The organism is Nocardiopsis sp. iso_238, assembly GCF_056173325.1.
Genome location: NZ_CM149668.1, coordinates 5,593,975 through 5,608,751, shown reverse-complemented (window position 1 = coordinate 5,608,751; position 14,777 = coordinate 5,593,975). Strand labels below are relative to the sequence as shown.

Sequence of the window (14,777 nt, the reverse complement as noted above, 5' to 3'; positions counted from 1 at the left end):
GGACTGCGGGAGGGTGGGGGTGACGACCGCCGAGCTCAGGACGTGAGCCGAGTCCTCCCGGGAATATCCGGGAGGACTCGCCGCATTCTGGGGGCGAGGACACCCTGAAGCCCCGAAGTGTGATGCAAGTCACTTTGGTGGGGTGTTCCAGGTGCTCGCCAGAGCAGGAAAAGACGTGAGGGAGAGCGGCGCCACGGCCGGTAGTGCAGGTTACGGGCCGGTACCGGCCCGTGTTGCGCTTATTCTGCGGGTGCCGGTGGGAGACGGCCCGACGTCCATGGAGGGCGAGCCCCGAACGAGGGACCAGGCCCGCTCACCGACGGGGGAGAGCCTGTAGTTCGGTTACTGTCGGTTCCCACGGGAACCGAAGGACCGCGGCCGACAGAACACGTAAGGCTAGACGTAGGGGAAACAGCGTGCCACCCACGAAGGGCAGCGCCGGCAAGAACGGCTCGAAGGACAAGGCAAGCCAGGGGGCGGGTACCGCTCTCGTCATCGTCGAGTCACCAGCCAAGGCGAAGACCATCGCCGGATACCTGGGGCGCGGCTACGTCGTGGAGTCCAGCATCGGTCACATCCGTGACCTGCCCACCAAGGCCGCGGAGATCCCCACCAAGTACCGGGGACAGCCCTGGGCACGGCTCGGTGTCGACGTGGACAGCGACTTCGAACCGCTCTATGTCGTCAACTCCGACAAGAAGGCGCACGTCAAGAAGCTCAAGGAGCTCATGGCGGACGCCGACGAACTCCTCCTGGCCACAGATGAGGACCGCGAGGGCGAGGCCATCGCCTGGCACCTGCGCGAGGAACTCAACCCCAGGATCCCCGTTCGCCGGATGGTCTTCAACGAGATCACCAAGGACGCCATCCAGCACGCCGCGAACAACACGCGGGACCTGAACACCCGCCTGGTCAGCGCGCAGGAGACCCGACGCATCCTGGACCGCCTCTACGGCTACGAGGTCTCACCCGTGCTGTGGAAGAAGGTCATGCCGAAGCTCTCGGCGGGCCGCGTGCAGTCCGTGGCCACCCGTCTGGTGGTCGAGCGCGAGCGTGAGCGCATGGCGTTCACCTCCGCCGAGTACTGGGACCTCAAGGCGCTCTTCGACGCCACCGAGGCCGGTGTCCCCGACGGCCCCTCCACCTTCCCCGCCACGCTCTTCTCCGTGGACGGCAAGCGGATCGCCTCCGGGCGCGACTTCACCCCCCAGGGCACCATCCGCTCCGACCGCGACGTGCGCCAGCTGGACGAGGCCACCGCCCGCGGTCTGGCCGAGCGCCTGGCCGGTGCCGGGTTCGCCGTGCGGTCGGTGGAGCGCAAGCCCTACCGCCGTTCGCCGTACGCCCCCTTCCGCACCACCACCCTCCAGCAGGAGGCCTCCCGCAAGCTCAACCTGTCCGCGAAGCAGACCATGCAGGTCGCCCAGCGGCTGTACGAGAACGGGTACATCACCTACATGCGTACCGACAGCACCACGCTGTCGGACAGCGCGATCAAGGCCGCCCGCAACCAGGTGCGGCGCCTGTACGGCGGCGACTACCTGCCGGACAAGCCGCGTGTGTACGCCAAGAAGGTCAAGAACGCGCAGGAGGCCCACGAGGCCATCCGCCCCGCGGGCGACACCTTCCGCACACCCAACGAGACCCCGCTGTCCGGTCCCGAACTGCGCCTGTACGACCTCATCTGGAAGCGCACCGTCGCCTGCCAGATGAAGGACGCGGTGGGTGAGTCCGTGTCCGTGCGGATCGAGGGGACCTCCGCCGACGGCGAGGTCGCGGAGTTCGCCGCCAGCGGCAAGGTCATCACCTTCCACGGCTTCCTCAAGGCCTACGTGGAGGGCTCCGACGACCCGGCCGCCGACCTGGACGACCGCGAGCGCCGCCTGCCCGCGATGTCCGAGGAGGACCCGGTCAAGGCGCAGAACCTGGAGGCCGAGGGGCACAGCACCCGGCCGCCCGCGCGCTACACCGAGGCGACCCTGGTCAAGGAGCTGGAGGAGCGGGAGATCGGCCGCCCCTCCACCTACGCCTCGATCATCGGCACGATCCTGGACCGCGGCTACGTGTTCAAGAAGGGCACGGCGCTCGTGCCGTCCTTCCTGGCCTTCGCCGTCGTCCAGCTGCTGGAGCGCCACTTCGGCAACCTGGTGGACTACGAGTTCACCGCGCGCCTGGAGGAGAGCCTCGACGACATCGCCCGGGGCGAGGCCGAGAGCCTGCCGTGGCTGCGCCGGTTCTACTTCGGCGGCGAGGACGCCGAGGGCAACCAGGAGACGGGGCTCAAGGAGCTGGTGGGCGACCACCTCTCCGAGATCGACCCCAAGGAGGTCAGCTCCCTCCCGCTGCCCGGGACCGACATCATGCTGCGGGTGGGGCGCTACGGCCCCTACCTGGACCGCGAGGGCGTCCGGGTCAACGTGCCGGAGGACCTGGCCCCGGACGAGCTGACCGAGGAGAAGGCGGAGGAGCTCTTCGCCCAGCCCAGCGGGGACCGCGAGCTCGGACCCGACCCGGAGACCGGCCGCATGATCGTGGCCAAGACCGGGCGCTACGGCCCCTACGTCACCGAGGTCTTCCCGGAGCCGGAGGAGCCCGAGGGCGAGACCAAGCCCAAGGCGAAGAAGGCCGCCAAGGTCAAGCCGCGCACCAGCTCCCTGCTGAAGGACATGGACCTGGACACGGTCACCCTGGAGGACGCGCTGCGTCTGCTGTCCCTGCCCCGCGTGGTGGGTCAGCTCGACGGCGAGGACGTCACCGCCCAGAACGGCCGCTTCGGTCCCTACCTCAAGAAGGGCACCGACAGCCGCTCCCTGGAGACCGAGGAGCAGATGTTCACGGTCACCCTGGAGGAGGCGCAGGCGATCTTCGCCCAGCCCAAGCAGCGCGGTCGCCGGGCGGCGGCCCCGCCCCTGCGCGAGCTCGGGGAGGACCCGGCCTCGGGCGCCAAGATGGTGGTCAAGGACGGCCGGTTCGGCCCCTACGTCACCGACGGGGAGGTCAACGCCTCCCTGCGCAAGGGCGACGAGGTCGAGTCGATCACCGACGAGCGCGCCGCCGAGCTGCTGGCCGAGCGCCGGGCCAAGGCCCCCGCCAAGAAGAAGGCACCGGCCAAGAAGCCCGCCGCCAAGAAGGCACCGGCGAAGAAGCCCGCCGCGAAGAAGACCACGACCACCACGGTCAAGAAGGCGGCGGCGAAGAAGCCCGCGGCCAAGAAGACCGGTGAGCCGAGGACGACCACGAAGAAGGCCTCCGACGAGTAGTCCCGTCCGGACCCGACCGCGCACGCCCGGGTGCTCCCTCAGGGGGCGCCCGGGCGCGCGGCCTTCCGGCGGCGCCTCCGCCCGTCGCGGGGCCGCCGGAGAGACGTGACGGATACGCGACGCGGGATCCCTGTTCGGGGATGATCTTCCGTACTACGCTGTGCGTGACGGATGGGGACACGAAAACGTGTGTGAACCCTGAACGTTCCCCCCGAATCACCTGGACAGGCGAGCACGCCTGTCAGTTCCTATCCCCCTCGTAGATAATCTTGAGCGCTATGAGCAGATCTGCACCCCTGGGAGCGCCGGCCGAGGCGCAGAACGTCCTCGCGATCACACCCTTCAGAAGGCTGTGGATCTCGCTTTCCCTGTCCAGCCTGGGTGACTGGCTGAGCCTGCTGGCGTTGGTGTCCCTCGCGGCCATCTTCACCGCCGACGGCTCCCCCCTGGCCCAGTACCTCGCCGTCAGCGGCGTCGTCGCCATCAAGCTCGCCCCGGCACTCCTGCTCAGCCCCCTGGCCGGGGCCGTCGCGGACCGCCTGGACCGGCGGTGGACGATGGTCGGCGGCGACGTCCTGCGCGGCCTCCTGTACGTGTCGATCCCCGTGGTCGGCCTGTTGTCCTCCGGTTTCACGCTGCAGTGGCTGCTGATCGCGAGCCTCCTCGCGGAGATCGTCGCGCTCCTGTGGACCCCGGCCCGGGACGCCACCATTCCGACGCTCGTCCCCAAGCGGATGCTCGGCCAGGCCAACAAGCTGACCCTGCTGGCGACCTACGGAGCCGCCCCGGTCGCGGCCCTGCTGTTCGCGGTCCTGGCGTCGATCAGCAATCTGCTGGGCGCGCTCGTGCCGTCCATGGCCAACCCCGAGGCGGACGTCGCCCTCTACCTGAACGCCCTCACCTTCTTCGTCGCGGCGATCGTCGTCGCCGGTCTGCCGCTGCCCAGGCACGCGGTGTCCAAGGGGTCGCTGAGCCCCAACCGGGACGCGAACGTCCTCCACGCGGTCGTCTCCGGCCGCGCGGCGGTCGGCGGCGGTTCGCTCGTGCGCGGTGTGGTGGTCGCACTGGCCGTCACGGCCGCTGCCGGTGGTCTGGTCGTCGGTGTGGGCCGGGCGCACGTGGAGAACCTCGGCGCGGGCAACGCCGGGTTCGGTGTCCTGGTCGCCGCGCTCTTCCTGGGCCTCGGGCTGGGGCTCGTCTCCGGTCCGCGCGTCCTCAAGCAGTTCAGCCGACGCCGCCTGCTCGGGCTGGCCGTCGGCCTGGCCGCCCTGGCACTGCTCTTCACCGGCGCCATCGGTGACATGGTGCTCTCCGCCGTCCTGGCCCTGGTCCTGGGGACCGGCGCGGGGCTGGCGTGGGTGACCGGGACGTCCCTGGTCGGCGTGGAGGTCGAGGAGGAGCAGCGGGGCGCCGCGTTCGCCCTCCTGCACGGCACGGGCAGGCTGGCCCTGCTCGCTGGCGCCGTCCTGGCTCCGCTGGTCGCCGGGTTCGCCGGGGACCACGTGATCCCGCTCGGCGGCCCGCTCAGCTACGACCTGCACGGCAGCGGCCTGGTCCTGATGGCGGGCGGCCTGCTCGCGGTTATCGGCGCGGTCGTCGCGTACCAGCAGGTCAACCGGGACGACCCGGAGGCCGGGCCCGGCCTGGTCCCCGAACTCTTCGCGGCCCTGCGCGGGATCACGCCCACCGCCGACGAGGAGGAGGACGCCCGGATCACGGGAGCCTTCATCGTCCTGGAGGGCGGCGAGGGCGCGGGCAAGTCCACCCAGGTGCGCGAGCTGACGGTGTGGCTGCGCGACCAGGGCTTCGAGGTGGTGGGCACCCGCCAGCCGGGAGCCACCAAGCTCGGCATGCGGCTGCGCGGCATCCTGCTCGACCGCGAGAACTCGCACATCACCAACCGGGCCGAGGTGCTGCTCTACGCGGCGGACAAGGCGGACCACGTCGAGCAGGAGATCCTGCCCGCGCTGCGCCGGGGCGCCGTGGTGATCAGCGACCGCTACGTGGACTCCCTGCTCGCCTACCAGGGCGCCGGGCGCGACCTGGAGGTCGGGGACGTCGGCCGGATCAGTTCGTGGGCCACCCAGGACCTGGTCCCGGACCTGACGGTGCTGCTCGACGTGCGCCCGGAGGACGGGCTGTCGCGTCTGGGCGGACCGGCCGACCGCATCGAGTCGGAGTCGGTGGAGTTCCACGCGCGGGTTCGCAAGGGCTTCCGTGAGCTGGCCGAGCAGGACCCGGACCGCTACCTGGTGCTCGACGCCCGTGAGCCGCAGGAGAAGATCACCCGGGAGATCCAGCGCCGGATGCGTCCGCTGCTGCCCGACCCGGTCGACTCCAGCTCCGAGGCGGTCACCGGGATGATCCCGGTGATCCGTCCCGAGTAGGACCCGGCTCCCGGACGTGTGCGGGCCCCTCCCCGACGGGAGGGGCCCCTTCTCTGTCCGGGGCGGCTGGCGGTGGGCGACGCCAGCCCCCCCCGGGAGCGGGTGCCGCCCCGGGCTCAGGGGAACGCGTAGCGGGTCTGGCTGAACACGGGCGCCTTGCCGAAGGCGAAGGCCTTCACCGGGGTGACCCGGACGGTCAGGATCACGGCCCCGCGCACCGCGTCGGGGAGCCCGAACCAGGTGCCGGTCTCGGAGGTGACGGCGGGGCCGTACTTGACCTCGTAGGCGGTGGCGACCCGGTCCAGCTCGGCCGGGTCGTCCACCGGGGCGCCGGTGCCCTCGACGATCACGTCCGGGCCGCCCTCCAGCGCGTTGTCGCCCGTGCTCATGGCGCAGTGCGGGTTCGCGGCCAGGTTGAGGGCCTTCCGTTCCTCCCGTCCGGTGCAGAAGTACGGGGCGCCGTCCGCCCACACGCCCAGCAGGGGGGTCGCGTGGGGGCGGCCGTCGGGGCGCACGGTCGTCACCCAGTACAGGGGCGCCCCGGCCAGGACGGCGCGGGCCCGCTCCCAGGGAACCGGTGGCGCGTCGGGGCTGCCGAACTCCGGGCAGACCTCGGTCAGGGGTGTTCGTTCGTTCACGGAGACCACCTTCTTCCTCTCACCGGAACAGACTCTCCGAGGAGCGGGGACTCATCGGGGTGCCCCGCCGGTGCGCGGCGCCGGGGCCCGACCGCGGAGGAGGGCCTGTGGAAAACGGCCACGGCGTCGGTGGGGACTCCTATTCTGGAACCAGACATTCCATGTGCTCCGGGGGGCAAGCTTGACGGTCTTCGACGACCTCGTCGGCCAGGAGGCGGCGAGCGCACAGCTGGGCCGGGCGGTCGCGGGCGCGGCCGACCTCCTCGCCGGGGGACGCGGCGCCGGGATGACCCACGCCTGGCTGTTCACCGGCCCGCCGGGGTCCGGTCGGGAGGAGGCGGCCCGCGCCTTCGCCGCCGCCCTCCAGTGCCGGGACGGCGGGTGCGGGCACTGCGACTCCTGCCACCAGGTGCTGACCGGGACCCACCCGGACGTGCTGTACGTGCGGCCCAGCGGGTTGAGCTTCGGTGTGGCCGCCACCCGCGACCTCGTACTCCGCGCCGGGTCCAAGCCCTCCGGCGGGAACTTCCGGATCGTGCTCTTCGAGGACGCCGACCGCGCCACCGAGGCCGCCTCCAACGCCCTCCTCAAGGCGGTGGAGGAGCCCTCCCCGCGCACGGTGTGGCTGCTGTGCACGCCCACCCCGGACGACCTCCTCATCACCATCCGCTCCCGGTGCCGCCTGGTGACGCTGGCCACCCCCGGCACCCGCCAGATCGTGGACGCCCTCGTCCAGCGCGACGGGGTGGACCGGGCGGCCGCCGAATCGGCCGCCCGGGCGGCCGCGGGCCGGGTCGACCGGGCCCGGCAACTGGCCACCGACCCGGAGGCGCGGCGCAGACGGGCGGAGGTCCTGTCCATCCCCGCCGGGCTCGACGGGCTCGGGGCCTGTGTCACCGCCGCCGCGCGCCTGTTCGAGATCGCGGAGGAGGAGTCCAAGGCGCTCACCACGTCCCTCAACGAGAAGGAGAAGGACGAGCTCAAGGCGGCCTTCGGCGAGGGTTCCACCGGCAAGGGCGTGGCCAAGGCGGTCCGTGGCGCGGCGGGGGCCCTCAAGGACCTGGACGAGCGGCAGAAGCGCAGGGCCACCCGGATCAAGCGGGACTCCTACGACAGGGCCCTGCTCGACCTGGCCGCCTTCTACCGGGACGTGCTCACCCTCCAGTTGGGCGCGGCGGTGGAGCGGTCCACGGCCGAGCGCTCGGGGGACCTGGAACGGATCGCCCGCTCCGGCACCCCCGAGTCCACCCTGCGGAGGATCGACGCGATCATGGTCTGCCGTGAGCGGATCGCGGCCAACGTGCATCCGCAGATCGCCATGGAGGCCATGACCTCCGCGCTCCTGGCCGGATAGGGCCGGGGGCCGGGCCGCCGCGGCGACCGGGAGAATGGTTCGGTCACGTGTCGGCGCGACCGTGCACGGTGACGGCGCCGTCCAGGGGCGGGCGCGGGATTCGAGTGAAGGCGGTTACGGGTGGGCACGAGGTATCGGGGTCCGTTGGCGGCGCTGCTCGCCGGGACGGTGCTGGTCTCCGGTTGTACGAGCGACGGCGACGGCGACGGTGACGCGTCCGGTGACGGCGACGCCACCCGGGTGGAGGTCACCGATCAGGAACTGGCCTGGGGCGAGTGCGAGAGCGGCCTGCCCGACAGCGAGTGCGCCGTCTTCGAGGTGCCGCTGGACTACGACGAGCCCGACGGCGAACGGATCGAGATCGCCGTCAAGCGCCTGCCCGCCACCGGTGACGACGTCACCGGGTCGCTGCTGGTCAACCCCGGCGGCCCCGGCGGCTCCGGGCACGACTTCGTGGACCACGCCCCCTACACCGTCAGCGAGTCGGTGCGCGCGAGCTTCGACGTGGTCGGCTTCGACCCGCGCGGTGTGGGCCGCAGCACCCCGTTGACCTGCCTGGACGCCGAGGAGATCGACGTCTTCCTGGGCACGGACTACGGGGACGGCGAGGGGGCGGACGACCTCGCGGACCTCGGCCCCGAGGGGCTGGCCGAGATCGAGGCCAACAGCCGGGCGTTCGTCGAGGCCTGCGAGGAGAACGACCCGGAGCTGATGCGCAACATCGGCACCGCCGACGTGGCCCGCGACATGGACGTGCTCCGCGGCCTGCTCGGGGACGAGCGGCTCACCTACCTGGGCGCCTCCTACGGCACCCACATCGGCGCGCAGTACGCCGAGCAGTTCCCCGAGCGCGTGCGGGCCCTGGTGCTCGACGGCGCCGTCGACCCGAGCCAGGACCAGCTCAGCGTGAGCGTGGAGCAGGCCACCGGTTTCGAGACGGCGCTGCGCTCCTTCGTCGAGGACTGCTTCACCCTGCCCGACTGCCCGCTCGGTGCCCGGGGCAGCACCGTGGACGAGGGCATCGCCACGCTGGACTCCTTCCTGGCCGAGGCGGCCGAGGAACCCCTGTCCAACAGCACCGGCGACGGCCGGGAGGTCAACCGGGCCCGCGCCGAACTGGGCGTGCTCGCCGCCCTGTACACGGAGAACTGGTGGCCGCGCGTGCGCGAGGCGCTCACCGACGCGATGGAGGACGGCGACGGCACCGGCCTGCTGCTGCTCGGGGACGACCTGTACGGGCGCGGGGACCTGGCCGAGTACGAGAACTCCACGGCCGCGCTCACTGCGGTCAACTGCTCGGACTCGGTCGCGCCCCGCGAGGTGGAGGCCTACGCCGAGGCGGCGGCCGAAGCGGCCGAGGAGTCTCCGATGTTCGGGCCGATGCTCGCCTGGGGCGCTCTGACCTGCGCGTTCTGGCCAGAGGAGGCGGTGGCGCCGCTCGGGGAGCTCAACGCCGTCGGCGCCGACCCGATCATGGTGGTGGGCACCACGCGTGACTCCGCCACCCCCTACGCCTGGGCCGAGGCGCTCGCGGGCCAGCTGGACTCGGGCTTCCTGGTGACCCGTGACGGCGACGGCCACACCGGCTACCGGATGGGCGACACCTGCGTGGACACGGTCGTCGACGAGTACCTGCTGGACCTGGCCGTGCCCGAGGACGGGATGGCCTGCGCCAGCCATCTGGCGGACGACGCCGGATAGCGGGGACCGGTTCGCGCCACTCGCCGGAGGCGCTAGACTGGTTTCTGCTTCGCCACGCGCACAGTCGTGGCGGTGTGCCGCCTTAGCTCAGTCGGCAGAGCGATTCACTCGTAATGAATAGGTCATCGGTTCGATTCCGATAGGCGGCTCCGGCCAGAACGCCACCCCGAACGGGGTGGCGTTTCTCGTTGGTGGGATCTGACGGTGCGGGGCGTTACGGTACGTGTCAGCCACCCACCCCCCCACACCGGGAGCCCTCGGATGTACACCGCCCGGATCTCACCGTCCGACCCGCACGCCTTCGCCTCGTTCGGGGCGGTGCTGCACGACCCGCGCCATGCGCACACGGACCTCTACCTGCACGCGGAGCCGGGCGTCTACACGGAGCCCCGCTGCCTGGAGATCACCACCAGGGTCACGGTCGTCCCCGTCGCCGGTCCCGGCAGCGTGGAGATCGTCGCCGAGGGGGGCGACAGCGTGTTCGCCGTGACCGGCGAGCGGGCGGCACTGGAGCTCTACGGCGTCCACGTCCGCGGCGCGTCGGGGCATCCCGGGGTCCGCACAGGGCCGGGGACCCGGTTCAGGGCGATCGACACCGTGTTCTCGTCGGGCTCCCAGTTGAGGATCCACGGGGACGGCACGGAGATCGTCAACTGCCGGTTCGAGGGCGGAGGGCTCCACTGGTTGGGCGGGGCGGGCGGTGTCCTGAGGGACACCCACTTCCGGAACGCGTACCTCGCCTTCAAGGACGCCGACGGCCCGGCCGTCAGCTCGGTCGCGTTCTCCAACCTCGTGATCGGTGCCTTCGGCATCGTCGGGTCCACGGTCACGGTCACCGACTGCACCATGGTCAACGCCGAGGTGGACGCGGACTTCACCCTGGGGATCACGCGGGGGTCCGACGTCCGCGTCACCGGTCTCTCGATCAGCGGGGGCGGCAGTTCCGGGGTCATGGTCACGGGCGAGGGCACCCGAGCCGTCCTCACCGACTTCCGGGTGAGCGACTGGGGTGAGGACCGCTACGGGATCGCCGTCGGCACGGGGTCCGTGGCGCACCTCTCCTCCGGCCGGATCTCCGACTCGGCCTCCACCGGCATGGCGGTGAAGGGAACGGTCACCGCCGACCGCCTGGGCTTCGAGAACGTCCGGAGCACCAACGTCCTCGTCCAGGGCGGCCACCTCACGGGGCGGGGACTGCGCTTCGAGGGGATGGGGCAGGCCGCGATCCTGGCCTTCGAGAGCCGGGTCGAGCTGTCCGACGTCGAGTTCGCGGACGCCCACCCGGACTCCTACCTCCCCTCCTCCGAGTCCAGCCTGTACGGGCGCGGGGTGCACGTGCGGGGGAGCCGCCTAGAGGCCGACGGGCTCAGGGGTACCGACCTGGCCGGGCCGGTGGCCACCGTGACCGGCTCCGAGGCGGTCCTGGCCTCGCTGTCCTCCGAACGCACGAGGGGCACGGTCCTGGCCGAGGAGGGCAGCACGGTCACGGTGCGCGGCCTGGAGGCCGCCGGGGACCACGGCGCCGCGGTCCGGTCGCGGACGGGCTCGACCGTGGAGGTCGTCGACGCCCGTGTCTCCGACGTCTCCGGCGTGGCCCTGGCCGCGCACGAGGCGTCGCTCTCCCTGACCTCGGGCGAGGTGAGCGGGGCGAAGGGGGCCGGAGCGCTGGCCGACGACGGCGGCACGGTCACGCTGGAGGACGTGGTGATCAGGGACGGCCGCCACGCCGGGTTGGGCGCCGCCGACGCCACGAGCCGGGTGGCGGCGGTGCGGTGCCGGATCACGGGGAACGCGGGAGCGGGAGTGCGCGCCCATCCGGACGCCGTGGTCGAGACGCGGGACGTCACCTTCCAGGACAACGGCGGAGGGGACCGGGAGCACGTCTCCGGACCCAAGGGGTGATCCCGGATGGATTCGGTCGGGGAGGCCTCCGCTGACCTGCGGTCCGGGGGTTTCTGACCGACCCTGGCCACAGGTGTGTGCGTCGTCCCGGGTTCCCGGCGTCCCAGGTGGATACGGTACCTATCGCAGACCCTCCGGCGCGGCGCCGGGGCCGAAACCCCCATGGGAGTCGATGGATGATCACGGTCCGCGTCTCGAAGACAGATCCCGCCGCCACTTCCTCGCTCGGGAAGGCGGTCCGGGACCACCGTTACGCCGGGGAGGACCTGCACCTGCGCGTCGCACCGGGTGAGTACGTGGAACCCCTCGTCATAGGCGTGCGGGGGCGGGTGGTCGTGACGCCCGACGAGGGCGCCGGGACGGTGACGGTGGCCGCGACCGGTGAGACCAACGTGTTCAACGTGCACGAGGGCGGCAGCCTGGAGCTGCACGGGATCTCCGTGCGGAGCGCCTCGGAGGAGTACCCGCCGCTGTACGTCCAGAAGGACGCCCGTCTCCGTGCGGTGGACTGCGTCTTCACCGCGCCCCGGCGGGTCAACGTGGTGGGCGCCCGCGCGGAGATCGTCGGCTGCCGGTTCGAGGAGAGCGGGCTGCTGTGGGACGGCAGCGAGGGCAGCGTGAGCGAGTGCTACTTCGCCGGGGCGGTGATCGCGGTCCAGGGCCGGTGCAGCCCGAAGATCAGCGGGACGGTCTTCACCGGCGCCCACGAGGACTGGCACACGCTGTACGTGGCCAACGCGTCCCCGGAGTTCACCGACTGCGCGCTGGTCGACGGCGGCGGGGTGTACGTGCGGGACCGGGCGCGGGCGGAGTTCACGGACCTGCGGGTCACCGGCTCCTACGACTGGCCCGTGCGGGTCTACGAGCGTTCCAAGGCCACCTTCACCCGCATGGTGGTGGAGGGCGCCCGCAAGGAGGACACCGACGCGTTCTTCGTCCACGGCGACTCCGAGGGAACGCTGAACGACTGCGAGATCACCGACGCCACCCGGACCGGGGTCGCGATCGAGGGCGGCAGACTCACCGTCCGGGGACTGACGGTGACCGGTACCGCCACGGACGCGGTGCTGGTGGACGGTGGCCAGGCCGACGTCACCGACCTGCGGTGCACGCGGATCGGCAAGGCCGCGCTGCTCATCGCGGACGGGGCCCGGGTCACCGTCGCGGGGATGTCCGTGGCCGAGAGCGGCGTGGAGGAGCGCGGCGCCATCGCCTCGGTGCGTTCCCGGTTCGAGGTGAGCGACCTCAGGGTGAGCCGCTGGCACGGCCCGATGGCGATCGTGGTGGGCGGTCGGGGGGACTTCGAGGACATCGTCGGGCACGACGTGGGCTCGGGTATCCACAGCCGCGAGGATGCCACGCTCAAGGTGCGCGGCATGGTGCTGCGCGACGCCCGCGAGGACGGGCTCAACATCCTCGACGGCACCGAGGTCCAGCTCCACCAGGCCGACCTGTCCGACTGCGGTGAGGACGCCGTCTACGTCCAGGGCGGGCACGTCACGGTGCGCTCCTCGACCCTGTCCGGCAGCGGGGAACGCGGGATCAGGGTGGGTGAGGGCGGTGTGGCCGCCCTGGAGGACACCTCGATCCGCGACGGGCGCGGGGACGGGGTCATGGTGGAGGAGGGCGGCCGGGTGCGGTTGGTGCGGTGCACCGTGACCGGCAACGACGAGGAGGGCCTGTGGGCCGCCGACAGCGCCTCGGTGTACCTGGAGGAGAGCACCTTCAGCGACAACAGGGGCGGCGACCTCGACCAGGGCGGCAACGGTGACCGGGCCGCGGCCCGGGTGGCGGGCACGGGGGCGACCCGGCCCGACGAGGGCGGGGCGGCCGCCCAGGAGTCCGGTGACGCGACCGTGCGGGACCGGGCCCGCCCGTTGGAGATCCTGCTCGCCGAACTGGAGGGGCTGGTGGGGTTGGAGCGGGTCAAGAAGGAGGTCCGCGCCCTCGTCAACATCCAGATGGTCAGCGCCAAACGGGTGGAGGCGGGGTTCCCGCCGCTCAACGTGAGCCGCCACCTGGTGCTCTCGGGGCCTTCCGGGGCGGGCAAGGCGACCGTGGCCCGGTTGTACGGGGAGATCCTGCGCTCGCTCGGGCTGCTCAGCCAGGGGCAGTTCGTGACGGCCGGACGGGAGGACCTGGTGGGCGACGGCGCCCAGGGGGCGGCGGACCTGGTGGAGCGGGCCCGGGGCGGTGTGCTGTTCGTGGCCGGGGCGCACGCTCTGGGCCGGGAGCAGGAGGCGGTCGACACCCTGTCCGAACTCATGAAGGAGCTCCGGGACGAGGTGGTGGTGGTCCTCTCCGGCCCCACCGGCGCGATGCGCGCCCTCCTCGACACGAACCCGGCGCTGCGCTCGCGGGTGGCGCGCACGGTGGAGTTCGAGGGCTACTCACCGGAGCAGCTGGGCGGGATCTTCGAGGGCATGGCGCAGGCGCGCGGCTACACCCTGGGGAAGGGGGCGCGCGACCTCCTGCTCCAGCACTTCCGGGGACGGCTCGCGGAGGGTTCCTTCGGCCACGGGCGGGAGGCGCGGGCCGTGTTCGAGGAGGCGCTCCGGGTCCAGGCCGCACGCGTCACGGCGGGCGGCTACCAGACCGTCGCGGACCTCACCCAGATCCGGACCGACGACCTGGAGAGCGTGGTGGCCGAGGGCCTCACGACAGTGGACGGGCCGGTCGACGGCGTCCGGGTGAACGCCCTGCTGGCCGGTCTGGACGGCATGGTGGGGCTCGGGGAGGCCAAACGCCAGGTGAGGGGGCTCACGGAGCTCCTGCGCCGGGCGCGTTCGGAGGGGGATCGGTCCCCGTCCGTGCGGCACCTGGTGTTCCTGGGGGATCCGGGAACCGGGAAGAGCACGGTGGCGCGGCTCTACGGGGAGCTGCTGGCAGCTCTGGGGGTCCTGTCGCGCGGGCACGTGGTGGAGGCCTCGCCGGGGAGCCTGGTGGGCCCGCCGGGACAGCGGGGTCCCGGAAGGGTGGCGCGGCGGACGCGTGCGCTGTTCGAGCGGGCGCGCGGCGGCCTGCTGTTCCTGTCCGACGCGGACGTGCTGAACAGGGACTTCTCCGGTGGGCGCGGGGTCGGTCAGGACGTGGTCGACACCCTGCTGCGGCTCATGGAGGAGCACCGGGACGAGGTCGTGGTGGTCGTGTCCGGCCGGGCGCGGGAGACGACCGGGTTCCTCGCGGACCACCCCGGACTGGCCGCACGGTTCTCCCGGACGGTGGAGTTCCCCTCCTACGACCGGGAGGAGCTGGCCGCCGTCTTCGTGGGGATGGCCGAGCGGGCCGACCTCCTGGTGCCGGAGGCGACCCGGCGGGCGCTCACGGAGGTGGTGGGGGGCGCCGAGGGCAACGGGCACGGGGTGCGCGCGCTGTTCGAGGCCAGCCTGACCAGACAGGCGGGGCGGATCGAGGCGGCGGCGCTGGCGGGGGGCAACCCCGACGTGTCCGAACTCCAGACCCTGCTGCCCGAGGACCTTCCGGACGGGGACCGCGGCTTGGCGGAATGATTACTCCGCGTGAAGGGGTGTTGTGC

At 72.2% G+C, this 14,777-nt stretch carries 7 protein-coding genes and 1 tRNA gene; 7 read left to right on the top strand and 1 reads right to left on the bottom strand.

Going from position 1 to position 14,777, the window contains the following annotated elements:
• The first annotated feature begins 416 nt into the window (after positions 1–416).
• The gene (topA, locus tag AC0VYL_RS25280; protein WP_475456557.1) at positions 417–3,260 is read left to right on the top strand and encodes a type I DNA topoisomerase; all 2,844 of its coding nucleotides are present in this window, start codon (positions 417–419) and stop codon (positions 3,258–3,260) included.
• A 278-nt stretch (positions 3,261–3,538) separates the two neighbouring features.
• Positions 3,539–5,647 carry a dTMP kinase gene (tmk, locus tag AC0VYL_RS25275; protein WP_475481655.1) on the top strand — a complete coding sequence of 703 codons (2,109 nt, stop codon included), beginning with the start codon at positions 3,539–3,541 and terminating at the stop codon, positions 5,645–5,647.
• Positions 5,648–5,763: 116 nt separating this feature from the next.
• Here tmk and AC0VYL_RS25270 read toward each other — a convergent pair whose 3' ends face one another.
• Complete coding sequence (locus AC0VYL_RS25270) at positions 5,764–6,285, bottom strand: pyridoxamine 5'-phosphate oxidase family protein (RefSeq protein ID WP_475481654.1); 522 nt, start codon at positions 6,283–6,285, stop codon at positions 5,764–5,766.
• A 181-nt stretch (positions 6,286–6,466) separates the two neighbouring features.
• On the opposite strand from AC0VYL_RS25270, the gene AC0VYL_RS25265 reads away from it, so the two are divergent.
• The 5 genes from AC0VYL_RS25265 to AC0VYL_RS25245 all read left to right on the top strand — a co-directional run bounded on the left by AC0VYL_RS25265 (position 6,467) and on the right by AC0VYL_RS25245 (position 14,751).
• Entirely contained in the window at positions 6,467–7,639 is a 1,173-nt protein-coding gene (locus tag AC0VYL_RS25265) for a DNA polymerase III subunit delta' (protein WP_475456551.1), read from the top strand.
• 144 nt (positions 7,640–7,783) lie between these two features.
• The gene (locus AC0VYL_RS25260) at positions 7,784–9,340 is read left to right on the top strand and encodes an alpha/beta hydrolase (RefSeq protein WP_475483576.1); all 1,557 of its coding nucleotides are present in this window, start codon (positions 7,784–7,786) and stop codon (positions 9,338–9,340) included.
• 76 nt (positions 9,341–9,416) lie between these two features.
• Positions 9,417–9,489: transfer RNA gene (locus tag AC0VYL_RS25255), tRNA-Thr, on the top strand.
• A 112-nt stretch (positions 9,490–9,601) separates the two neighbouring features.
• Positions 9,602–11,242, top strand: a complete 1,641-nt coding sequence (locus AC0VYL_RS25250) for a right-handed parallel beta-helix repeat-containing protein (RefSeq protein WP_475481653.1) — start codon at positions 9,602–9,604, stop codon at positions 11,240–11,242.
• Between the two features lie 176 nt (positions 11,243–11,418).
• Positions 11,419–14,751 carry a right-handed parallel beta-helix repeat-containing protein gene (locus AC0VYL_RS25245; RefSeq protein WP_475481652.1) on the top strand — a complete coding sequence of 1,111 codons (3,333 nt, stop codon included), beginning with the start codon at positions 11,419–11,421 and terminating at the stop codon, positions 14,749–14,751.
• The last annotated feature ends 26 nt before the right edge of the window (positions 14,752–14,777 follow it).

Bases quoted from the DNA above. Each gene is read 5' to 3' on its own strand.
- AC0VYL_RS25250 (WP_475481653.1), top strand. From the start codon at position 9,602: ATGTACACCGCCCGGATCTCACCGTCCGACCCGCACGCCTTCGCCTCG.
- tmk (WP_475481655.1), top strand. From the start codon at position 3,539: ATGAGCAGATCTGCACCCCTGGGAGCGCCGGCCGAGGCGCAGAACGTC.
- AC0VYL_RS25245 (WP_475481652.1), top strand. From the start codon at position 11,419: ATGATCACGGTCCGCGTCTCGAAGACAGATCCCGCCGCCACTTCCTCG.